The sequence below is a fragment of the Flavobacterium procerum genome (genome assembly GCF_042431625.1).
GTDB lineage: Bacteria > Bacteroidota > Bacteroidia > Flavobacteriales > Flavobacteriaceae > Flavobacterium > Flavobacterium procerum.
In genome coordinates this window covers 244,554-267,728 of record NZ_JBHLYW010000008.1, presented here as the reverse complement: position 1 = coordinate 267,728, position 23,175 = coordinate 244,554, and the positions used below count along the sequence as shown (strand labels likewise).

Genomic DNA, 23,175 nt, shown 5'->3' with positions numbered 1-23,175 from the left:
AGATACATTTTCCTAATTACATAGAAATTGAAAGTTTTTTATTTATAAAAATTAAAAAAAGACGTAATTTTTAATAAACACCCAAGTGATCACGGCTAGAAAATACAAAATAGGAGAGAGTGCCAAAGCAAGCCAGCCCCATTTGTATCTTATTTTTAGGTTAATGTCCTTCTTTATATAAAAAATCAAAACAATGAAAGAGTACAACAGAGAGGAAGGAATCATCGACAGTTTAAAAAATACTCCGATATCATAAATCCATCTATGATTGGGGTCGAATCTGAAACCTTCGGCAGACCACCAAATTATTATTCCCGATAAAAACAAAGAGAAAATGATAATGGAATGTGGTCTAAGATTTTTCACTTTTAGTTTTTGAAAGATTAGAAATTAAAAAAAATATTATCCTTGATTGTATTGAAAAACATTGTCCCATAACTCATCAATTTTCACTAAAGCCTGCTCTAGCGAAATGACTTCCCATTTTCCGTTGGTTTCGATACCAAGACCAGTGCTTTTTAGTTTTAGCAAAGCATCGTGAACATCAAAATCCAAAATAGTGTTTAGGTTGTTTTCAAACCAAGATTCGATTCGGTCGTCAAGTTCTTCGGCAGTTAACGGTTTTTCGCTTTCGTGCAAAAAAGTGTAAGCCAGAATGGTTTCTTTTAAGGCTTCTTCTTCAGAAGAATTTAGAAGAGAATAAAATGCACCACTATTGTTTCCAACATTCTTAAAATACAAACTATCTGAAAGCGTTTTGGAGTAGCGAATTTTTTTATTTATAAAATTATTATACTGACGAAAGCAGTACGCCGCCAAAATCCCTAACGCAATTAATCCCTGATTTAAAGACGTTTTGCTGTTTAACAAATCGATTGTTTCTCCGGTTTGGTAAGCTTCGTACATATTGATCAAAGCCGGAATTACTTTTGCGCTTAAAAGCGAAACACCACCAAAAAGTCCCGGAACCCAAAGCAGCATTTTGTCTTTTATAGACATTTTAGGAACCGCATTTGGGAAAACCGTTTCGAGGTCATTTTTAGGAACACGCTTAAATATTTTTAAAGCAATAGAACCCGGATCAATCGGCATTTTTCCTAATTTGACTTTCTTCGCCGCCAGATAATCGGCATCGCTGTAATTTAGATAAACTAAAACACGATCGTAATATTCGATTTCGACTTCTTTTTTCCAGAAAAAATATTTTTTGACTTTTTCTTTTGCTTTGTGATGACCGCGGGCATATATCTCGTAATCTTTAAAAGCATTAAAATCAATAGAAAGATCTAAGCCTACTAAATCAGATTCTTCAAATGCCGCTTGTAAAGTCTCTTCGCTGATTCGGTAATAATTGCCACGTTCCAAAACAGTAAGCAGTGTTTTTTTAAATACACTGAAATCGCTTTTTTTGATAAAACCTTCACGTTCTTTTTCGCTTAAATCTGGATCATAAAGGGCATAATGCTGCTTTAGGTTCCTATTGAGATTAAAAGATTCGTAATGATAATAATGTTCGATTATATCGAATAATTTCTTAAAATTATCAATTTTCTCAAGGTCTCCGCTAAAGGCATTTAATTGCTGCTCGAGTAAGAATTCCTTGTTGAAAGGAATATAGTTTTCTCGTGTCATATTGTTTTGGACTTTGTTTTGAGGCATTTATCTGCAACAAAAATACTATTCGGATTTTAATTTTTAGAAAGTTTTTTAAGGAAAAATAGCATCGGAATCAGTCAAGTGATTTTAAAGCTTAGGTTTTAAATCTTAGTGTCTTAACTGTTAAAAAAACTTAGCGCCTTTGTGTCTTAGTGGCAAAAAAACAAAAAAAATGAGATTTTAATCGCAGGGACTAAAATCTCAATTATTTCTCCAAAAAAAAATGACAACATTTAAATAAAATCCTTTCGGATAAAAATTATTCGACGCAATAATACCACTATAAATTAGAGTGACTATGCGTATTTATACGTGTTTTTCTAAAGATGATGCGATTCTGAGATGCTAGGAGCTAAGTTTTTTTGTTTTAATTAATTCCTTTCAGCATTTTTTAATTCGATTACGCCCTGAATGTATTTGACAAGTTCTTCTTTGTTTACAGAAAAAGCAGCATTTTCTTCCTCTGTGCTTAAATAAAGGTTTGCGATGCTTTCGGCATCCTTGTTTTGATTGAGGTACTGTTTTTCTACAAACGCGATAAGATGTTCTACAAAACGTTCGCGTTGTTTGCCTTTTTCGATAGTTTCCTGATCGCCGTTTTTTATTTTTTCGATTACCGATTCTGGTAAATCTATAGTGAGATACATGCAGTCTACAGCTACTTTTGAAAGCATTTCTTTTTCGACTCTTCCCGTGGCATTACAGTAGGCGCAAGGTGCTGGAACCCATTTTAATTGTCTTTTTAAACGAATGATATCTTCCAGCTCAACAAATCCTTTTCCAAGGCATCTCGGACATTCTATATCTAATCGCTTAAAAAAATTAAAAATGCTCATGGTTATAAGATCTTGGGGTTTTGAATTTTGCGAATTTAAATAATTAAGTAAGAAAAGTTATTCATGTAAATTATTTTTTTGAAGAAAAGAATTAACAAAGAGTGTTGATTTGTTCTTTATGGCTTTTAAGATTAAGATGCTAAGACACGATTTTTCGCTTTTTGTCTTATGGTTGCTGGTAAAGATTACTTCATAAAAATCCTGTAAACTTTGAGCCAGAAAAAAATAATAAGCGAAAAAGCAAGTAAACCGATGTTGAGTTTTATGTTGTAAAGACGATCAGAAAAAATCCAATTTTCTTGTATAGACTGCTCATAAGAATTGGCAATATATCCAATTTGTTTTTGCTTGTTTACCCATGCATAATAATGAAGAATCGTATCGTTTATAGGATCTTTGACAGGTTCAACGATAATCTCATCTTCAAGAAGTGCACTGCCGTCTGGAACATTGAGATTAAAAACAGTTTTATAATTATCAAATTTCTTCGACAAGCCATAATAAAAGACTTTTTTGTTTTTGGAACCTTGAGTCTCGGTAAAAGTCGAATCGATTACGACATAGTGCTTGCTGTATTGTTTCGGATTATGGAACATTTCTTTATTTTTAAAGTAAAATGTCAATTGACTTCCCGTCATTGCAATAGATACTAGAAATGTAAATATGGCGGCAAAGAATAAAATTCCCTTAAAATTGTTCATAATAAAGTAGTGTAGTTTTTGGGTTGGTTTAGGAGCTAAAAGTAAATAAAAATTAGATAAATTCTTTTAACACTTAACAGATGTTGATGTGGGTATTAGAGAAATATTCTCTGTAAACTTTGGTATATTTGTTTTTATATCAATCCGATAATCTAAATGTTAATGAATAAATTACTACTACTTGCCTTAATGCTGTCTAATTTATCGTCAGCACAAATAAATGAAATTCGTGAAATTGAAATATATCCTGAAATTATTACTTCGGATGTGCTTTTTAAAGCGAATGTGAAAGAAGTTGTATCTGAAAGTTTTTCTTATGGAGATAATAAAGAAAAATATGAGGGAATTTCTACATGGAAATATAATAAGGATAAACAGCTTACAGAATATACAGCTCATTTTGGTGATAGTAGGTTCAAAACAATGTATACTTATAAGGATAGACTTCTGGTAAATGTAATAAAATACGAAGAAGAAGAGGGTAGTACTAAATTTAAAAAAACGGAGTATCTCTATAATTCTAAAAAAGCTCTCGAAAAAATGACAGAAACTGATTCAGATGGAAATATGATTCGGATGAGAAAATTTGAGTATAAGAATGAAAGCATTTATCCTTTTAAGATAGAAGAATTTGATATTCCTGTTTTCTCTGACAAGATTTCATTTAAAGGATATAATTTGTTGGAATATGATGAAAACCAAAGCATTATTAAAAATGAAAGATATTCTGAATCTGATAAGCCAGCATGGTTTAGCCAATCAAAGTATAATGGTAAATTTTTAATAGAGAAAGAGCTTTTAGGAAATACTAATGAACAGAATAATAGTAGGATTAGCTATAAAAGAGACGAACGTAATCGTATAATTGAGAAGTTTTTAAGAGGAGTATTGGTATCTAAGGATTACTATGAAGGAGATTTACTAATTAAATATGAAGAATATCGACGAGATAAGGTTGATGTAATTGTGGAATATGCATATAATAAGTATAGAGATATTATAATGAAATCTGTGAAAAACGTTTCTGAAGGAACAAAAAATGTTGAAGTCTACACTATAAAAAGTGACGCATTGGGAAATCAATTAGAAATGAAATTAGAAGAAAATGGGGAATTGGTATCATCATTAAAAAATAAGTTTGTTTATTATTAAGATGAAAGTAACGACTAAATCGACCTAAATTAAAGCGTAAAAGATTGTTTTACAATAGCATGTAAAGCTGAAAAAATAAAACATTGATATTATACAACGCAAGGGTTAACACTATGAAATGAAGTCTGGCCTTAATGCCCTAAATTTGTTAATCGATTCTTTTAAGACAACTTTTTTATGGAAAATATTCAAACTAGTAAACTGCAGAATTTTGTCCGCATTCTTTTAGGATTATTTATGATTACGGCCGCTTTCGGACATTTTACTTTTCAGAGAGCCGAATTTCAGGCGCAAGTCCCAGATTGGGTTCCGATGAATAAAGATTTGGTGGTAATACTTTCAGGAATTGTCGAAATAACTCTCGGATTGGCAATGTTGTTTTTAACCCGATACAAAGTTATAGTCGGTATTGCGCTCGCTGTTTTTTATGTGTTGATTTTCCCAGGAAATATTGCGCAGTACCTAAACAAAACACCCGCCTTTGGACTCGATACCGATCAAGCGCGCTTGATTCGATTGTTTTTTCAGCCCGTTCTGATTTTTCTCACGTTGTGGTCTACAGGAGCGATTACGTATTTTAGGAATAGAAATTAATCAACAACAGAAATACCGTATTTAATATTGCTGCTTTCGAATATAGATTTTAGCATTTTATATTTTGTATTGCAGTATTCTCCAATATTCAGTCGTTTGTCGCTCGATCTATAATTGTCGCAACCGAAACAGATTTCTAGATAAGCAATTATTTTATTATTTGCATCCAGAAATAAAATAGCATTTCTAGGCATATAGCACATTACTTCTGCCCATTCGTAAGGGAGTCTTGTGTAAGTAAAGTTAAAAATGATATCGGTTAATTTGTTTATCTGTTCAGTACTTAAAGTAGCAGTCTCGTCATAAAACTCAGGTGTAAAAGTGTCTTTTCCTAATGCGACTGAATTGAGGTGATTTATTAAATCATGCCCAGGAGAAAAGTCATCGGTCTTATTTTTTAAAGATATAACTTTAATTTGTTGAGATTCAGAAAAAGGAAAATTGAGAAGTCTTTCTTTTTCTGAAAAATTTTTAGATTTAATACATTTTCCGTTTTCATAAGTAGATTGCGAAAATGAATTTTGAGCCAGTAAAAGTATTACGAATAGAAGTTTTCTCATTTGGTTCTGGATTTTTAGACGAAAATAAGAATTACAAGTTGAAGTTTTAAGCTTCTCAAAAAAATATCTAATTATCAAATTGACAGATTATCAAATTGACAAATTATCTAATCAAAAGATTATCCAACAAAATCTGATATTTCCTACCCACAGGAATAATTTCTCCGTTGCACATCGTTAGATTTTTAAACGTGACCGATGTAATTCTAGCAGTATTTACAATAAAAGAGCGATGCACCTGAACGAAGTTTTTACAATCAATTTCTGTGGCAATGCTCGAGAGTGAACCGTAAATGATATGCGGTAAATTCAGTTTAGAGCTGTAGAGTTTCATATAATTGCCCAAGCTTTCGATAAAGATAATATCCTGAAGAGGCATGTCTACATTTTGTCCGTTAATGCGATACGAAAGTGTTTTTGAGTTGCTGTTGCTTTCTTTTTTCAGACTATTTCCAAAAAAATACGTTTTGGCTTTTTCGACAGCTTTGGCAAATTTATCAGGAGAAATAGGTTTTAAAAGATAATCAATCGCATCGTTTTGGTAAGCCGAAAGTGCAAAATCAGAATAAGCGGTGGTTACGATTGTAAGCGGACGATTGGGCTGTAGTTCCATCAATTCGACACCCGAAATGACAGGCATATTAATGTCAAGAAAAATAATATCGTATTGGTTTTCGTTGAGCAGTTTTATGGCTTCCATGCCATTAAAAGCACTTCCGGAATGTTCCAGTTCGTCAAATTTAGAAATGTGCGAAATCAAGGCTTTATGCGCCGGCGATTCGTCATCGATTATGAGACAGCGGTAGGTAAGTGCCATATACTTAATTTTACAACAAACATATTTTTCTCCTTCTGACAGCTTAAATGGTGTTTTAGGCCGTAAACTTCCAGACGTCTTTTCAGGTTTTCAATTCCGATTCCGGTGCCCGAAAGACGCGAACCCGAATCTAGATACGAGTTTTTGATGGTAAAAGTCAAATTTCGGCATTTTACTTTTAGATCCAGATTAATAAAAGGTTCGGCAGTTTCGGCAGAAAACTTCACTGCATTTTCTACCAAAGGCAAAAAGAATAGAGGCGGAATCTCGATTTCATTCGTAACGCCTTCAATATTTTGGTTTACGTTCAATCTTTCATTTCTAAATGTATAATATTCAATGTATTTTTTAACGAAACCTATTTCTTCTTCAACAGAGACAAAATCTTTTTTAGAAGCCTCAATCTGATAACGCAGCATATCCGAAAGATTCAGTATTCTATCTGGAACTTTGTCTGGTTCTGAAAGTGATTCGCCATAAAGATTGTTCATGGCATTCAATAAAAAATGCGGATTCAATTGCTGTTTTAAAAACGAAAGTTCCGATTTAAAATTCATAATGTCTTTGTCGGCCTGTGTCATTTTTTTGGTAATGACGATATGAACAAAATAGAAAAAAGTACCGTTGATAATCAGCGACAACATTTGAAGCGTTTTAAGGCTTCCTAATCCTACAAACGGAAAAAACCAATCCATAAAATAGAAAAATCCTGTCCAGTAGACAAAAAGAAGCGCAAAGAAAAATTTGAGCTTTTTTCGAAATAAAAAAGGCCTAATAATAAAAACATTAAAACAGGTAACCCAGATTATACAAGGAAAATAGCCAAGCGCTACTTTGGTAAATAGAAAATTAATGTCGTGTCCTTCCTGTTTTACCTCATCATAAACACAAGCCAGAATAACAAAATAAACAAGAGTGTTTACGAGAATGTTTCGCAGAATAAAGTTCTGGTAAATTTTAGCAATCGTCATAACGGCAAAAATAGTATAATCGTATAGTTTTTAGCCTTTTGTAAAGGATAATTTATACCAACGCCATTCGTATAAATCATACGCCGTTGGTATAAAAATACTATTATAATAGGAATGCCTCATTTACTTTTGAATCGAATTTCAAATATCATCCAAATAAAATTTATATCTCCCTAGTTTATGAAGTCCAAAATCATTTCGGTTTTAGTGGTGTTTATTTCGTTGAAAGCCGTATCGCAGGAAAAAGAACCAGGCGTAAAAACTTTCGCGAAAGCGGTTGTAGATAAGTTTCCGAATACAAGAACTTTTGATGTGCAATACGAAGAATTAGGACCTTCTAATTACGATTCAGAATTTTTGGGGAATAAGTATGAAAGAGGAAGAATCGAAAATCATAACCGTTTTAAAGCCGCTTTTAATATGCCTTTTTATGCTTCAAAATCCAAAAGACTGGTTTTGACAACTTCTTTGCGATATAAATACGAAAGTTATGATTTTGGAGATATTTACAATTACAATACGATGCAGACTTACAGTAAAGAACGTCGGGAATTTCACTATTGGGCAGGCGCTTTAACAGGAACTTATATGGCATCGCTTTTTGGGAAACCCGCTATCTACAACGCCACAATTAACGTTGACGGAAATAAAGATGATGTACAGCGAATAAAAGGTTTTGCATCGGCAGTTTTGGTGCTCAAAAGAACACCCAACACGACTATTACCTTAGGCGCTTTGGTTTTGCTTGATCCGTCTTCAATTGTTCCGGTTACGCCATTGTTTTCTATCAATCACAAATTCGAAAATTCTAAATGGGATATGGATTTTATTCTTCCGCAACGATTTTTGTTTAGAAGAGAACTGCTCGAAAACGGACGAATTTCGCTAGGAACAGAATTGAATACCGAGAATTTCTACTTGAATTTAAATACCGAAAATCTAAAAGGAGTTTATGAGTTGAACCAGCTCGAATTAAAATCCGGAATTACCTACGAATATTGCTTTACGCCCAAAATCATTGCTTTTGTAAAAGGCGGTGTCAATAATGTTTTTAGTGTGCGCCTTACCGAAAGAGGTGAGCGAACGAGCAAATATGTGTACAGCCACAAAGAAGATCCTCAGGGATATGTGAGATTTGGAATATCTTATAATCTTTTTGGAAAAAATTAGAAAATCAGAGTTTAAGATTTAAAAATGTTTAGTTATGATTGTTGAAATTTTTAAGACAAACGTAGAAAAGGAAACCGAAACCAATTATATTATTGCCGTGATTAAAAGGCAGTTTCCTTCTTATAAGATTAATTTCGATTTAGAAGACCGCGACAAGATTCTTCGTGTCGAAGCCTTGGAACCGCAATGGAATGCCATCGTTGATTATGTAAACAACCTTGGATTTTCGTGTGTTCGATTGGAATAAAAAAAGTTTCAGGTTTCAAGTTACAGAGTTAAACTTGAAACCTGAAACCTGAAACAAAAAATCACGTATAAATACGCGGCTGTATCTCGTTTTTTTGTAAGTATTTTGTATTGGTTTTTTATTTAAATAGATTATTAAAAATGATGAATTTTATCCTTTTGCTGTTTGCTTGGCTTTCAGAACTTTTTACTTAGTTCTGTATTCTTTTGCCATAAAGTTTTATTTGAAGCTTTCTAAATGAGTTTTGTACTAACTGCCATTTAGCAGCCAGAAAAATATCGTCAAAAAAAAGCTGTGAAAAATTAATTTTTTTCGCAGCTTTTTTTGTTTTCATAGGTCAGATTACAAATTGGTGTCATGAGTACAAAACCTCTAATAAATTAGATTAATAGGTCGTTTTTTTGTATTGAGAATAGGGTTTTATTTTATTATAAATTAGGGGTTTACCCTTGTTTTGGCAAGAAAACTTTTGTTTAATTTGGATTAGTAAAAAGTATTCATTTTACAGTAACCAAAAACTTAAATTAAATCTATTATGGGAAAAACAACTACAAAACAGGATTTTACAGTGAGAGAAGAAAAGATTATAACAAAAATCATTGAAATTCTTGCAACGGAAAAATATTTTGATCCTGAATCAAAATTGTACACGATCAACGAAAAAACTCTTAAAGAATTTTTTCCTAAAACGGCCAGTCTCAAAACAATTGCAGATGTAACTTCAAAATCTCCTTTATTTAATTATGAGGCCGGAAATATTGCTTGGAATTCAATTGTTACAGCAACTGTAGAATATACAATTGAAGGCGCTTCCAAGATTAAAATTGATGGTATGGAAGGAGATATTAACGGAGGTACAATGCGGAATGTTTATTTAGAAGTACCTGGCTATAGTTTTGTAATAGACGTTGAAACTTCTAATCCGCATACAAGATGGGTATTTAAGGCAACCAAAATACAAATTTCACCTACTAAGACTAGAAAAATGTCTCCCTCTTCTGTAAGCGGTCAAGGTGGTCGCCCTAATGTTATTATTAATACAGTCGAAGCCTAAAAAATTAAAAGATGAAGTATAAAGAATATGTTATCAGGGGTATGATTGGTTGTTTTCTGTTAATTGGAGCTTTGCGTGCGAATGCTCAAACATTAGGGCAAGATGCAGAAGGCAATAGCAGTATTGTTGTTCCAGCAGCAACATTTAACTTAGATATAAGTAATAGTACAGTGGCTGTTTTTTCTATTAACAAAGAGTTTGCTAAAAAAGAATTTACAACAGGGATGAAAAACATTTGTGAAAGTGATTTAGAAAATGCTTTGGAAAACGTTTTAAAAAATAACTGTACTGTGTTCAAAAACGAGGATTGTATGGAAAAATGCTTCAAATCAAAACTTGACAAAAGAGCATGGATATGGGGAGCTGATGTAAAAGGAGGTATAAAAGATGGTTTAGGTACAATCTTTTCAGGAGAAAAAGTTGCTTCTGCAGTATCTGTAGGAGGATTGATTGGCTGGAAAAGATCATGGGTTTCATTAAGAAAAGGTGGTGCAAGTAGTATTATTGCCGCTAAGAATGTCGAAAATTTACATAGAAATAGAATAGATAGTATTAATAAAGGAATGAAGGAATTACAAGAGGCTGTAAAGAATCAGACTGGTTGTTATCAGTGTGTCCAAGAGCCAAATACAGCAGGTAGTGATGCATATATAATATCTTATGAGCGTAACCTTCAGAATATCAATAATTTTAAAAAAATGGGGATTGGAGAACTAACAAATTTGGAAGAAAAAGAGCTATATCTCAAAACAATTAAAGATCTAGATAGTAGAGTAGATTTAAACCTAAAAAAGCTTACTATTTTGTCTCAACTCAAAGATTCTCCAGGTAAGCTCGCTGACCTTAATAAAAAGCTATTGATTGAGAAGAATCCTGCGAACAGAAAAGAAATTCAGAGACAAATTTTGGAAATCACAAAATTCTTAGCTGATTGTAGTCAAAACAATCTTACTGTAGAAAATTTAAAAAATGAAATTTATATAGATTTTCTTTCTGTAAAACAAAAAATTAAAATCGTTTATCCAGATGATAAATTTGTCGAGCCATTTGAAAAATCAGCTTGGGATAGCGCTTCTCAAAAATTAAAAAAAGATGTGGAAAAAAATGAAATTGAGGTAGCATATATTAAAAAAGCAACTAATGCAGAAAGCGATACAAAGGAAATTAAACTCCTGAAAGAAAAATATAAGAAATTAATTGAGGAGTATGAGTACCAAAAAACTATAAATGAAAAATTAGATGATTTAAATACTACGAAAGATAAAAATGTTTCAATAAACTCTTTCCTTTTATATCTAAGACCCAGCGTAAAAGGAGACGCCTATAAATATGATTTAGCAAATGACAGCACTTTAGTGGCAGACAGATTTGTAGACCGTAAATTTAATGGTTATACCATTGAGCTTGGAAGTACTTATAATTTTAGGACATATAATTATATTGGTTTAAGCACCAGTATAAATTACACCAACAATATAAGCGCATTGACTACCACAACTTATAAACTAGAGAAACAAGACACTTCAATTACAGATGGAGAGTTTACAACTTCTGAAGAAATAAAGGCTTTGTCTGGTACGTTTGATTCTTATATGCGCTATGACCTTAATTTCGATTATGTTTATTTGATGCCAATGAAAGAAAGTGCTGAAAGCGAAAAAAACAGTGCCATATACTTATCTGTAAACCCTTATTTAAGGCACCGAATCTATGATAAAAGCGACAAACTAAAAAACAATACCATTCTCGGACTCGGCTTGCATGCCTATAATAGCGCCGATAATAAACTAATGGGAGGTCTTTTTGTACAGACTACCGATTTGTTTGGAAATCACGCCGGAGACGATAGCTCTTTAGGAAAAAGAATTGTATTTGGTATTATAGCGAAGTATAGTATTACAGGGCTTAAAGTAGAAAAAAAAGCAAACTAATTGCTTTACAAAGCTTAAAAACAAAAGAGCTGTAAAATCTAGGTTTTACAGCTCTTTTATTTTGTGATTTATCGTTACGGGTACAGATTGCTTTTCCCCCGCTAGCGCGAGCGTCCCGCTCGTGCACGTATAGTTTTTAAAATTGATTTATATTGTGTTCACGAGCGGGACGCTCGCGCTAGCGGGTTTACAGCTCTTTTATTTTGTGTCTTACAAATATTCGCTTTATCTGGTTTAATCTGCAGCCTGAATGCTTATATTATCATCTGGCCATCCTCCACCAAAATTCTGTAATTCACCAGTAGCAGTGCTAGAGGCTTGAGCAACTCTTGCAATGTAATAATAAGTTTTGTTGCTGCCCGAAGTATTGTTAATAAGCGTAGAGCCAGATAATATACCATAAAGACTGTTTGGAACTGCTGAGCCACTTATAAGAGAACCATTAATGATATCTGCGGAAATGCTTAAAACAGTATCACTGTCGCTAAAGGATGAATTTACCCACCAGCTTTCAGTAGCATTTGTGTACCCAGTTGATTTACTTAGCAACATGTTAGCGCTTATTAACCATTTACCGGGTGCTAACGTAACAGAAGACCCTGTGAAATACCACTTGTTTAAAGGGCTTACCGGCAAATTTATTCCTGATCCATAACTGCTTACAAAATCGATTTCCGTCGCCGGGGCTTTCCATGTTGCTACCCCATCAGCATTTGAAGTTAGAATAAAGTTATTTCCTTCGGTTCCGTCTTTTAGTTGTACGGCTCCCTTTACGGCTCCATTATCTATTACGACCTTGGCATTGGTTCCGCCTGTTGGTACCGCTGTGGTTCCAATCAGTAATTTACCTGTAGAAGTTATTCTTAGTCTTTCCACATTATTTGTTCTAAACACTAAAGGAATAGCATCTTTAGTTCCTGCAAAATTGTTTGCTGTATTAGTATCTGTGTTACCTTGAAGTTTCCAGCTTTCAGACTGTATTCTTATCCAGCCAGTTCCATTATTGTAGTACTCACCGGGTATGACTTGCGTTGTGCCACTGCCGTATGTTCTGGTGTTGTAAACATGCATTCCCTCTACGGGAGCACTCAAAGGAGCCGAATTGGTTGTACTGCTTAATGATACTAATGGCAACAATAATCCTTTAGTAGTAGTGCCATCTGAATTATTTAAGTCTAATATCGCATTTTTGTTCGGATTGTTTGTTGTCATTCCTACCTGAGCAAATGTATTTAGACTTATCACTACCACAAAAAATATCGTTATATGTTTTTTCATTTTCTTATTTTTATTAAGACGCTGTATTTTATTTGACTCTTTGTACCATAAAAATATTTTCAGCCCATGCGCCGCCAAAATTTGAAATAGTTCCAGTAGTATTTAATCCAGTTACATTTCCTGCTATGTAGTAATAGGTTTTATTTGCTCCAGAGGTATTGTTAATTACTACAGAACCATTCATCATGGCGTAATAAGTATTTGAAGGTAAAAGACCTGAAATAAAAGTAGATTTCGAAATGATATCTGGTGATACAGCCAGAACAATATTACTGTCGCTAAAAGTAGATTTTAACCACCAGCTTTCCGTATTTCCTGTCCATCCAGCAGTTTTACTCATAATTATTGTGGCGTAGATTTGCCATTTGCCTGGAGACAATGTAATAGAAGATTGGGTGTAGAGATAACCACTTGTTGAAAATGGAACATTTACTCCCGAACCAGTATTAACAAAAGCAACATCTGCAGATGGCGCTTTCCAGCTTCCAACACCGTTGGCATCAGAGGTAAAAACTTTTGCAACGCCTTGAGTGCCATCTTTAATCTGAATGGCTCCTTTTGTGGTTCCATTGTCTATTATCATTTTTGCATTATTGCCTACAGAAGGTAAAGTGCTGGTTCCTACAAGCAAATTCCCTTGAGTGGTTACACGTAGACGCTCTATATTACTGGTGCGCAATGCAAAATCAACACCGTTAATTGTGCCTATAAAATTAGCAGCTGTATCGGTGTTGCCATTTCCTGTCGTACTCCAACCGGCTGATATGTTAATCCATTGTGTGCCATCATTGTAATAGATGCCAGAAACTACTTTTGTGTCTCCAGTTCCGTTGGATGTTGTGTTGTAAACATGCATTCCTTTTACATGAGAGGTTAGTGGCGTTGGATCATTAGTACCGAGCAACTTTACATTTGGGAGTAATAATCCTTTTTGATTTTCATTGCTTAAATCTAATACTGCATCTTTATTAGGATTATTGGTTACAATTCCAACCTGAGCATGTAAATTGATGATGCTGAAGAACAGAAAAAGGAATATTATTTTTGTTTTTTTATTCATAATTGATTTTAAGTATTAAAAGAATTCATGAATTTAAATGAGTAGTATTATTTTATTAATAAATACGCTGATACGTTATTCTGTTTTCAGGATCAGCACCTGAAGCGGTGAATAATCTCCCTGAAACATTTCGACCTACATAGTTGCCAATTATGTAATAATAAGTTTTATCAACAGTGCCTGTGTTGTTTATTACCACATTCCCTTTTAACATCGCATATTGACTACTTCCAGGGAGTAATCCACTTATATTAAAGGCTACAGAAACAATATCTCCAGATTTTGCAATAACTGTACTGCTGTTGCTAAATGTTGAGCGAACAAACCAGGTTTCAATTGCAGATGTTGGGCCTCCATCTTTAGCCAGAAGCACATCAACAGAAATGAGCCACTTTCCAGGAGGAAGCGTAACAGATGTTCCACTATAGTAATAGGCAGTTGTAGGTGTTGCAACAGGAATATATACGCCGGATCCAAATGTTACGCTTTTGGGTTTTTCAATTGTCGGTGATTCCCAAGATGCTAATCCATTGGCGTCTGACGTAAGTATTTTGCCCTCCATTTGCGAACCGTCTATTATTTGCAAAGCACCTGTACCATTTGTATTGTTTACAATTAGTTTGGCACTTGTTCCTCCAGTAGGAATACTACTGGTTCCTATTTGTAAATTGCCATTGGCTGACACTCGCATGCGTTCGGTATCAGTAGTCTTTGTTATAAAATCTTTTGCATCAGTTGTTCCTAAAAAATTTACTGATGCATTAGTCCCTGTGTTTCCATTAATCTGCCAAGAAGAAGTTGGCATACGAAGCCATTGTGTTCCGTCATTGTAGTACATTCCCGGACTAACAGCTGTACCGCCAGAGCCTGATGCTGAAGTGTTGTAAATGCACATTCCTGCAATATGCGCGGTCATTGGACTTGGATTGTCTGAGGCTATAAGTGAAGCTTTTGGCAATAACAAACCTTTCGTATTGGTACCGTTAGCATTGTTGAGGTCAAGCACCGCATTTTTATTAGGATTATTGGTCATCATCCCTGCCTGAGGGTATAGATTAATTATTCCTGCGCACCATAAAATCAATATTGTTTTAAAATACTTTTTCATAGATTCTAACTATTTTTTAATTGTTGCTTTCAGTAAGATGCTAGAACCTCGTGATAGTCTGCCACCTATTGCTTCCTTCGGTTATAACTTGGTAGGTACTCTTAATACCGACTGCTATGAAGGTATCAGATTCGTCAATCGTACCTCCTGAAAACAATAGCGTTACGGTATTGTTTGAAGAGTCCACACGTTTAATTGTAAAGAAACGACCTGCTGTAATTCCATCGGGAATAGTTATAATGATATTGCCACCTGCAGCATCAACTAGCACAACATTGTCTGTTGTTTCGCTAATAGTATAGTCAGCTGTTTTTCGAACTAAGTTCATCGTGCCTGTAATTTGCGCAGTGTTTTTCCATTCAATAGCAGTACTTGTATTAGTAGTCAAAATTTGATTAGCCGTTCCCGGAGTAATATCCAGAGAAGCATCAGTGTCCCACAGTTTGTTGTTTCCAGAATTTATGGTAATAGTTGCATTGGTACTTAATAAAGAACCTTTTGTTGTAGCGCCTGTTAAACTTGAACGCGAAATGGTTTTTAGAATTCCATCAGTATCAGTGACCAGGATATTGTCATTTGCAGTCCCGGTCATTAGGCCTTCTATCGCTAAAGTATTAGTAGCGTTTGTAGTTAACAAAGAGGGTTGAATTAATTCTCCACCAAACTGAATATAACCGGAGTTTGCAGTTAATCCGTTATTTGCATTGGGGTGAATGATTACTTTTTCTCCAAATTGTGTTACAACAGTTTTAGTTTGTGCCATCATGATTCCGCTCTGAATTATGAAGAGTAAGCAGATAACTTTTCTCATTTTCCTTTTTTGATTTTTTATAGTTTACACTTCTTTCACCACCTTTAAAATGAGTCGATTAATTGGTTTCTTTTTTAGAAAAATCTAAACTCAACCTGTCTTATGTTGGAGACAAAATTTAAATAGTATCGAAAAATAAAGAGCAAAAGTATTAGAGCGCCTGACTAGGTTTTGCCCATAAAAGACATTTTAATAACAAATTAGGGTTAAACAAGTAATTTGTGTTTGTTGAAGTGAAAGCTAATTCAACCCCAATCTTCTACCAAAATCCCTGTCTTGTCCTATTATTGTAAAGCTATAATAGGACTAAAATATGGCTGTAAATCTATTTTAGGATTAAGTATAAATATGTAAACTTTTTTCAGGACGAGACAAGATTGCGTTCACGAGCGAGACGCTCGCGCCAGCCGTGGGATCCATAAGCTTTGTAGCCACCAAAAGTTTTGTTTGTAGTAAAATAGGCTACAGTTTAGATTATTAAACTATAGCCATTAAAGAGTGTTAAAAATTAGCAGACGCCAATAACGTGGACTAGCAACAAATTAAAAGAACATAACAAACCAATACTAAACTTGAAGCCATAAAAAAAAGCACAAAACCTCAATTTTATGCCTTTTCAAAAACATTATAAGTTCTCCTAAGAAAAATTTGCTATAATAACTATTGTTTTCTTATTCACTCACTGTTTACCATTTCTGAAAGGAGACTTGAGTGTTCGCAAACTTGCGAAGCAAATCACATTAGAAATTTCGCAAATTATATTTCCAATCTTTGCCGACTCACTAGTGCGATTTCTCGTTACATCGAAATGACACAAACTAACCGCTAGCGCAAACTTGCACATGAGCGCGAGGGAACTGACAAAGTAATCTGTATTGATATTATTGTATACAACTAATAAAAAGTAAGTTTCAAACACAAAAAAGCTGTAAACTCTAAGTTTTACAGCTTTTTGTTTTATATCTTATCGTTGTCGGCACAGATTACAAACCCTCATAATCTTATTTTACTTCCAAAACGTCCATTCTGTGCCATTGTAAACGCAGAGCAGTTTTTTTACCGTGTCGTAACAAATAGTTCCTGCCATTGGTTTTATAATGTTTAAGTGTGGTGAGACCACTTTAGGCAGGATCAACGCTTTGTTGGAAGATTCCAAGACCAATACGCCGTCTACATCGCTGCTTTGCGCTCCTATTACCGTTCCTTTTGCCCCGCTAACGCGAGCGTCCCGCTCGTGCATGTACAGTTTTTAAAATTGATTTAGATTGCGTTCACGAGCGGGACGCTCGCGCCAGCCGTGGGAATATGCTTGCACTATCGTTATTCTATTTCAACCTTTTTAGAGAAACAAAACCTGTAGGCCCGCTACCCTCAGAAGTAGTTGTATTGATTGCTTCTATGGTACCGGTAGGCAATAATCCTACCCTAAAAGAATAGGTTTTAGAAGCAGACAGCGAAATAGCCGTAATCAGGGTTAAGATTGATTTGGCTAAATAACCTGGATAATTTATACGAGCCACCCAGTTACCATCTGTATTACACCAAACACCAATAACGCAACCATCCGCAGTTAAAATAGGCATGTTCATATGAATCAAATAAACACCATCTACAACAACTTTAAATGAATTATCGGTCGCACTACTACTAAACAAATTATTGTTATCTATCAAAACAGTCGTTAATTTTCCAATTGCTATAGCACCGCCTGCCGATACAGTAAAATTTCCATTCATCAATGCTGTAATTTCCTGAGCCACCTCCAATTTGCCGTTAATAGCCAATACAGTTCCTCTATCGGAGGGTGTAATGTTAATAGGAGGAAAACTTCCTGTTTTTAAAATCCCATCGGTTCCTGCTACAATTGGCTTATCGCTGGCGGAACCACTTACAGTAAGATTGCTTATAGCCAAAGTATTGTCTGGGCTCGTAACTATAGTGGTGGGTTTTGTCAGACTGCCACCCAGCTGTATAGTACCAGCACTGGCAGTAATGCCGTTATTACCCTCAGCAATTAAAGGGATTTTCTCGCCATAAGGACTTATTCCTGTTGGGGTTTGTGCAGAAAGAACTACGCTATATATAAAAATGAGGAAGCCTGCTATTTTTTTTGTTTTCATGAGTTCAGAATATTTTTTGAATTGTATTTTACTTTTGTTTTTGTGACGTAAAAAGTATAGACTTATAGATGAATCCATGATGACTTTTTACTAGTCTATAACTTTTTCAACTATTTTATTTCAGTCTTTTTACGGAATAATACGTAACAGGACCATCACCCGTAGTGCCCCCATTAAGGTACTTTACTTTTGTGGTTCCGCTAGTACCAGAAACTCTAAAAGAATACGTTTTAGACGCAGCCATCATAACAGAGGTAAGCAATGTAATATTTTTCACTATTGTTGTGGACGGCGTTGTAGTGTTGTCTGCTTTGCAGAGCCAGCTGCCGTCTGTATCACACCATACACCTATTGTTACGCTTATACTTGGAGATGAAAGTACGAATGAGCTGTTGATAATTACGGAATATAGACCATCTGCAGTTACGGTAAAAGAATTGCTTGTAGAAGTTCCTGAAAAAGTGTTTCTATTATCTATCAGTTCATTGGTCGCTCCGCCAATTACTTTTCCGCCGGAACTGGCACTCACAGTAAAATCTTCAGCCTGTAAAACACTGATTTCCTGTGCTACTTCAAGTTTTCCATTTATGGCTATTACAGTGCCTATATCAGTTGGGAGTATGTTAATGGCAGGAAAAGCAGATCTTTTTAAGGTCCCGTCTCCTGTTACCACAACAACTTTGTCGTTTGGGCCAGTACTGGCACTAAGACCATTAAGTTTCAGCGTATTGGTTGCGCTAGTGGCTATTGTTGTGGCAGGTTCTGTTAATTCACCATTCAGCTCCAGAGAACCGCCGTTGACAGTCAACCCGTTGTTTGCTGTACTATTAACAGCAACTTTTTCACCATAAGGCGAAACCACAATTTTGGTTTGCGCTATTGTATTTCCAATCTGGAACATCAAAATTAGGCAGTATATTTTTTTCATTTTATTACGTTTTAATCGTGTTGGTTGCAGGTACAGAAAAATAGGTCCTGTTTTTTTTTTACTTATAATCTTTTCACTGAAAAAAAAGCTTGATTCTTTCTAACTGATCCTGTTAAATTGGTAGAAGACCCTCTAAACGAATAGGTTTTGCCGGCGGTCATGGTAGGCGTAGTAATCAATGTTAAATTCATCCCTTTATCAGCAATTACCGTATAGTTTGTACGCGCCACCCATTTGTTATCGGTGTCGCACCAAACCCCTATTGAAGGAGCACCTCCGGCAACATCACTACTGTTAAAAAACTGGGCATTTATAGAAATCATGTAAAGACCCGTAGTCGTTACAGCAAACGAATTGCTACTATCGCTCGTTGTAAAAGTGCCTTGATTATCGAGTAAAGCAATGATTTTGCCAATAGGCTGATTAGTTCCCGCAGCTGAACCAACAACAACATCATCTGTGAGTATGGCTGCAATTTCCTGCGCTACTTCAAGCTTACCGCCTATGGCAATCACTGTACCTGCATCAGTGGGCACTATATTGATAGGCGGGAAAGCTCCTTTTTTTAAAGTACCGTCTGCCGCTAGTACTATAGGAGCATCGTTTGCATCATTACTGGTGGTAAGGCCAGTAATTGCCAGCGTATTTGTAGCATCTGTGGTTATAGCAGTAGGCTTAATTAAGGAGCCGCCTAACTTTACATTGCCATCACTAACAGTCAGTCCGTTGTTTACATTAGGATGAATCGTTATTTTTTGCCCGGTGGGAGCCAGCACGGTTTTGGTTTGTGCCATGATAATCCCACTTTGAATTACCAATAGCATAAGTGTAATTTTCTTCATTTTACATGAATTTTTAAAAATTAATAATTTGTACTAGTGTGGTATTTTTTTGAGGAAATTTGTTATTGTGGGCATCAGGCTTGTAATTGCTGTGCTTAAAAATGTAATCTGGCTTTTAAATAAGTATCAGAATAGAGACTAATGGGGTAAAATTTTTTGTTAGTTTGTTTGCGCTTTTTCCGGAACAGGCTTTTTTTAGGCGTAAATAGTAGGGATCAGGCTTATAACTTTTGAGATTCTATTAAGATTGTTTTTTTGGCTTGATCGGTAAGTTTTTCGTATTCGTCCTTCATCTTGTCGGGAATAATACCGGTACGGTCGCCACGTATGGCTTTTCGGATATAATCAAAAGAAAATCCGTATTTTTCTTTTAGAATCGTCAATACATCTTGATTGTATTTTTGTTTGGCTTTCATTTCAATAACACTATTAAAGTTTATTTTTTAAGAAGGCTTAAAAGCGTGTTTTCAAAAGCTTTGTCAATCTCTTTGTAATCGTTTTTTATTTTATCTGCCGTAAGACTTAAATTGTTGCCGCTCAAACATTGCCGAATATAGACAGTAGTCAGCCCGTATTTGTCAACCAACGCCTTTATTATTCGCTGATCGTAAGTGTACTTCCTCATTTTTTTCGTTTCTTTGCTCATTTTCACTATTTGTTTCTTATTGCAAAGGCAAATATATAACCTATTTTCTAGTTTGCAAGAAAAATACTAGAAAATTTTCAGTTTGGTTTATGAAAGCTATAGAACGTCTGTATGAATATATTAATTTTAAAGGAATAAAGGCTACTCCTTTTGAGGTCAGAATTGGCCTTTCAAATGGGTATTTAGGCAAACAGCTTAAAAGAAACGCTGATTTAGGAGAAGGTATATTGCTTAGGATTATAGAAAATTGTCAGGATTTGAATCCGATTTGGTTATTGTTAGGAAGCGGATCTATGTTGAAAGATTCGTATTTAGAAAATACAATTGCTGGAGAAAAACAGATTGCTGAGAATTTTTCATTAAAAACAGACAAAACAAAGTCAAGACAATCCATACCCTTATTTGATATACAAGAAACAACTTCTGTCGCCGCTTTGTTTCGCAATCAAGAACAAGAACAGCCTACAGATTATATGACTATCCCGAATTTACCCAAATGCGATGGAGCAATTACGGTAAGTGGCGACAGCATGTATCCTTTAATAAAAGCTGGGGATATCATTTTGTATAAAAAAGTCAAAAATAATATCGATACTATTTTTTGGGGAGAAATGTATCTGATTTCGATTTTAGATGAAGACGGCAATGAATTCAACATGATTCGCTGGATTCAGAAATCAGAAAAAGGAGATCAGTTTGTTAAACTGGTAAGCGAAAACGAAAAACACGAACCCAAAGATCTGCCCATACAATCTATAAACGGACTTGCCATCATTAAGGCTTCTCTTCGTGTTAATTCTATGTCGTAAATAATGTGTCAATTGGATAATGTGTCAATTAGATAATTCTATAGATGCCGCATAGACATTATCTAATTATCTAATTGACACATTTTCTAATTATCTAATTGACACATTATCTAATTATCTAATTGACGCATTATCTAATTATCTAATTGACACATTATCTAATTATCTTATTTTCTAAATTTGTGCCATGAAAAAAGCTTTCCAACTCTTCGATTTTACTCAAAAAGTCAATTATAAAAATGAAATTTTAGCCGGTTTAACTGTTGCTATGACCATGATTCCGGAATCGTTGTCATTTGCTATTTTGGCTGGATTTCCGCCTTTGGTCGGATTATACGCCGCTTTTATTGCTGGATTGGTCACAGCTGTTTTTGGAGGACGCCCAGGAATGATTTCCGGCGGAGCAGGGGCAACCGTAATCGTATTGATTGCTTTGATGAAATCGCACGGAATCGAATATGTTTTTGCAGCCGTTGCGTTGGGTGGTGTCGTACAAATCTGCATCGGACTTTTTAAACTCGGAAAATTTATACGTTTAGTACCTCAGCCCGTAATGTATGGTTTCGTAAACGGTTTGGCGGTGGTGATTTTTATGTCGCAGCTCGAACAGTTTAAAACCATTATAAACGGACAGGTTTCGTGGCTTCAAGGAACACCTTTGTATATTATGTTGGGTTTGGTAGCCTTGACTGTCGCAATTGTTTTAATTTTTCCGAAGGTTACAAAAACGGTTCCGGCTTCTTTGGTTGCCATTATAGTGGTTTTTGCTTTGGTGATTGTCTTTAATATCCAAACCAAAACGGTCGAAGATATTGCTTCTGTTCAGGGTGGTTTTCCGCCATTTCATATTCCGAATATTCCGCTTTCATTTGATACTTTAAAAGTGATTTTTCCCTATTCCGTAATTGTTGCGGCTGTTGGTTTAACAGAAGGTTTGCTTACCCTGAATTTAGTCGATGAAATTACGGGAACTCGAGGCAACAGCAATCGCGAATGTATTGCACAGGGAAGCTCGAACATCTTAAACGGCTTTTTTTACGGAATGGGCGGTTGTCCGATGATTGCACAGACTTTGGTAAATCTTGGTGCGGGTTCTCGCGCGAGACTTTCGGGAATTATTGCGGCGTTAACTATTCTGATTATCATTCTTTTTGGAGCGCCTGTAATCGGAAAATTGCCAATGGCAGCTTTGGTCGGCGTGATGATGATGGTGGCCATTACGACTTTTGAATGGGCAAGTTTCAGAGTTATTAATAAAATGCCGAGACATGATATTTTTGTTGGGATTTTGGTCGCTTTAATTACGATTGTATTGCATAATCTGGCTCTAGCAGTTCTGATTGGCGTTATTATTTCTGCCTTGGTTTTTGCTTGGGAAAGCGCGAAACGAATCCGAGCGCGTCAATACATTGATGAAAACGGAATCAAGCATTACGAAATATTCGGTCCGTTATTTTTTGGGTCGGCAACTGCTTTTTTAGAAAAATTTGATGTAAAAAACGATCCGAATCATATTATAATCGATTTTAAGGAAAGCCGCGTTTCTGATATGTCTGCTATTGAAGCTCTAAATAATATTACCAAAAAATACAAACAAGAAAGCAAAACCGTAGAGTTGCAATATTTAAGCCCCGATTGCCGACAATTGCTCAAAAATGCCGACGCAGTGATTAATGTAAATGTTATTGAAGATCCGACTTATAAAGTGGTTTCTTGAATTAGAGAATGTGGCAATTTGATAATTGGATAATTCAAATTGGACTGAAAAAGTTGTTGTTTGCGTTGCTATAAACGCGACAGTTTTTAAGAATCTGTCGCGTTTGTTGTTTGTGCAAATCATTGTCTAATTATCAAATTGACACATTCTCTAATTAATCAATGTTT

Annotated in this window: 24 protein-coding genes; 8 read left to right on the top strand and 16 right to left on the bottom strand. The window is 35.0% G+C overall.

What is annotated here, in order from left to right:
* Positions 1 to 402: 402 nt before the first annotated feature.
* The 3 genes from ACFFLS_RS10490 to ACFFLS_RS10480 form a co-directional block, all read right to left on the bottom strand.
* Positions 403 to 1,632 carry a TMEM143 family protein gene (locus ACFFLS_RS10490; protein ID WP_379684989.1) on the bottom strand — a complete coding sequence of 410 codons (1,230 nt, stop codon included), beginning with the start codon at positions 1,630 to 1,632 and terminating at the stop codon, positions 403 to 405.
* Between the two features lie 395 nt (positions 1,633 to 2,027).
* Positions 2,028 to 2,492: a hypothetical protein gene (locus ACFFLS_RS10485; protein WP_379684990.1), complete on the bottom strand. Its 465-nt coding sequence runs from the start codon at positions 2,490 to 2,492 to the stop codon at positions 2,028 to 2,030.
* Positions 2,493 to 2,677: 185 nt separating this feature from the next.
* A complete protein-coding gene (locus ACFFLS_RS10480; protein WP_379684991.1) occupies positions 2,678 to 3,193 on the bottom strand; it encodes a hypothetical protein in 516 nt (171 codons plus the stop codon).
* 162 nt (positions 3,194 to 3,355) lie between these two features.
* Between ACFFLS_RS10480 and ACFFLS_RS10475 the strand changes: the two genes are divergently transcribed.
* Both ACFFLS_RS10475 and ACFFLS_RS10470 read left to right on the top strand, forming a co-directional pair.
* Complete coding sequence (locus ACFFLS_RS10475; RefSeq protein WP_379684992.1) at positions 3,356 to 4,345, top strand: hypothetical protein; 990 nt, start codon at positions 3,356 to 3,358, stop codon at positions 4,343 to 4,345.
* Between the two features lie 177 nt (positions 4,346 to 4,522).
* A complete protein-coding gene (locus ACFFLS_RS10470; protein WP_379684993.1) occupies positions 4,523 to 4,939 on the top strand; it encodes a DoxX family protein in 417 nt (138 codons plus the stop codon).
* Here ACFFLS_RS10470 and ACFFLS_RS10465 read toward each other — a convergent pair.
* The 3 genes from ACFFLS_RS10465 to ACFFLS_RS10455 form a co-directional block, all read right to left on the bottom strand.
* Positions 4,936 to 5,499, bottom strand: coding sequence for a hypothetical protein (locus ACFFLS_RS10465; RefSeq protein ID WP_379684994.1), 564 nt, complete (start codon positions 5,497 to 5,499; stop codon positions 4,936 to 4,938). The two genes, ACFFLS_RS10470 and ACFFLS_RS10465, sit on opposite strands and share 4 nt — an antisense overlap.
* A 103-nt stretch (positions 5,500 to 5,602) precedes the next feature.
* Positions 5,603 to 6,316: a LytR/AlgR family response regulator transcription factor gene (locus ACFFLS_RS10460; RefSeq protein ID WP_379684995.1), complete on the bottom strand. Its 714-nt coding sequence runs from the start codon at positions 6,314 to 6,316 to the stop codon at positions 5,603 to 5,605.
* Positions 6,289 to 7,287: a sensor histidine kinase gene (locus tag ACFFLS_RS10455; protein WP_379684996.1), complete on the bottom strand. Its 999-nt coding sequence runs from the start codon at positions 7,285 to 7,287 to the stop codon at positions 6,289 to 6,291. The genes ACFFLS_RS10460 and ACFFLS_RS10455 overlap by 28 nt, the downstream gene beginning before the upstream one ends.
* A gap of 180 nt (positions 7,288 to 7,467) precedes the next feature.
* Between ACFFLS_RS10455 and ACFFLS_RS10450 the strand changes: the two genes are divergently transcribed.
* The 4 genes from ACFFLS_RS10450 (at position 7,468) to ACFFLS_RS10435 (ending at position 11,689) form a co-directional block, all read left to right on the top strand.
* Positions 7,468 to 8,457 (top strand): DUF6268 family outer membrane beta-barrel protein, encoded by a 990-nt coding sequence (locus tag ACFFLS_RS10450; protein WP_379684997.1) that lies wholly within the window; start codon positions 7,468 to 7,470, stop codon positions 8,455 to 8,457.
* Positions 8,458 to 8,491: 34 nt separating this feature from the next.
* On the top strand, positions 8,492 to 8,704 hold the full coding sequence (locus tag ACFFLS_RS10445; RefSeq protein WP_379684998.1) for a hypothetical protein: 213 nt from the start codon (positions 8,492 to 8,494) through the stop codon (positions 8,702 to 8,704).
* Between the two features lie 535 nt (positions 8,705 to 9,239).
* Entirely contained in the window at positions 9,240 to 9,758 is a 519-nt protein-coding gene (locus ACFFLS_RS10440; protein ID WP_379684999.1) for a hypothetical protein, read from the top strand.
* A gap of 11 nt (positions 9,759 to 9,769) precedes the next feature.
* On the top strand, positions 9,770 to 11,689 hold the full coding sequence (locus ACFFLS_RS10435; RefSeq protein WP_379685000.1) for a hypothetical protein: 1,920 nt from the start codon (positions 9,770 to 9,772) through the stop codon (positions 11,687 to 11,689).
* 234 nt (positions 11,690 to 11,923) lie between these two features.
* Here the strand turns inward: ACFFLS_RS10435 and ACFFLS_RS10430 are convergent, their stop codons facing one another.
* The 10 genes from ACFFLS_RS10430 to ACFFLS_RS10385 all read right to left on the bottom strand — a co-directional run bounded on the left by ACFFLS_RS10430 (position 11,924) and on the right by ACFFLS_RS10385 (position 20,461).
* The gene (locus ACFFLS_RS10430) at positions 11,924 to 12,967 is read right to left on the bottom strand and encodes a phage tail-like protein (protein ID WP_379685001.1); all 1,044 of its coding nucleotides are present in this window, start codon (positions 12,965 to 12,967) and stop codon (positions 11,924 to 11,926) included.
* A 28-nt stretch (positions 12,968 to 12,995) separates the two neighbouring features.
* The gene (locus tag ACFFLS_RS10425) at positions 12,996 to 14,027 is read right to left on the bottom strand and encodes a phage tail-like protein (RefSeq protein WP_379685002.1); all 1,032 of its coding nucleotides are present in this window, start codon (positions 14,025 to 14,027) and stop codon (positions 12,996 to 12,998) included.
* Positions 14,028 to 14,082: 55 nt separating this feature from the next.
* Entirely contained in the window at positions 14,083 to 15,135 is a 1,053-nt protein-coding gene (locus ACFFLS_RS10420; RefSeq protein WP_379689358.1) for a phage tail-like protein, read from the bottom strand.
* Between the two features lie 40 nt (positions 15,136 to 15,175).
* Entirely contained in the window at positions 15,176 to 15,946 is a 771-nt protein-coding gene (locus ACFFLS_RS10415) for a hypothetical protein (RefSeq protein WP_379689356.1), read from the bottom strand.
* Between the two features lie 1,006 nt (positions 15,947 to 16,952).
* The gene (locus ACFFLS_RS10410; RefSeq protein WP_379685005.1) at positions 16,953 to 17,186 is read right to left on the bottom strand and encodes a phage tail-like protein; all 234 of its coding nucleotides are present in this window, start codon (positions 17,184 to 17,186) and stop codon (positions 16,953 to 16,955) included.
* 85 nt (positions 17,187 to 17,271) lie between these two features.
* Positions 17,272 to 18,066, bottom strand: a complete 795-nt coding sequence (locus tag ACFFLS_RS10405) for a hypothetical protein (protein ID WP_379685007.1) — start codon at positions 18,064 to 18,066, stop codon at positions 17,272 to 17,274.
* A 115-nt stretch (positions 18,067 to 18,181) separates the two neighbouring features.
* On the bottom strand, positions 18,182 to 18,994 hold the full coding sequence (locus ACFFLS_RS10400; RefSeq protein WP_379685009.1) for a hypothetical protein: 813 nt from the start codon (positions 18,992 to 18,994) through the stop codon (positions 18,182 to 18,184).
* A gap of 62 nt (positions 18,995 to 19,056) precedes the next feature.
* Entirely contained in the window at positions 19,057 to 19,770 is a 714-nt protein-coding gene (locus tag ACFFLS_RS10395) for a hypothetical protein (RefSeq protein WP_379689354.1), read from the bottom strand.
* 287 nt (positions 19,771 to 20,057) lie between these two features.
* Positions 20,058 to 20,252 carry a hypothetical protein gene (locus ACFFLS_RS10390; protein WP_379685013.1) on the bottom strand — a complete coding sequence of 65 codons (195 nt, stop codon included), beginning with the start codon at positions 20,250 to 20,252 and terminating at the stop codon, positions 20,058 to 20,060.
* Positions 20,253 to 20,272: 20 nt separating this feature from the next.
* Positions 20,273 to 20,461, bottom strand: coding sequence for a hypothetical protein (locus ACFFLS_RS10385; protein WP_379685015.1), 189 nt, complete (start codon positions 20,459 to 20,461; stop codon positions 20,273 to 20,275).
* Positions 20,462 to 20,571: 110 nt separating this feature from the next.
* On the opposite strand from ACFFLS_RS10385, the gene ACFFLS_RS10380 reads away from it, so the two are divergent.
* Together ACFFLS_RS10380 and ACFFLS_RS10375 are read left to right on the top strand one after the other, a co-directional pair.
* A complete protein-coding gene (locus tag ACFFLS_RS10380) occupies positions 20,572 to 21,291 on the top strand; it encodes a S24 family peptidase (RefSeq protein WP_379685016.1) in 720 nt (239 codons plus the stop codon).
* A 187-nt stretch (positions 21,292 to 21,478) separates the two neighbouring features.
* Positions 21,479 to 23,008: a SulP family inorganic anion transporter gene (locus ACFFLS_RS10375; RefSeq protein ID WP_379685017.1), complete on the top strand. Its 1,530-nt coding sequence runs from the start codon at positions 21,479 to 21,481 to the stop codon at positions 23,006 to 23,008.
* The last annotated feature ends 167 nt before the right edge of the window (positions 23,009 to 23,175 follow it).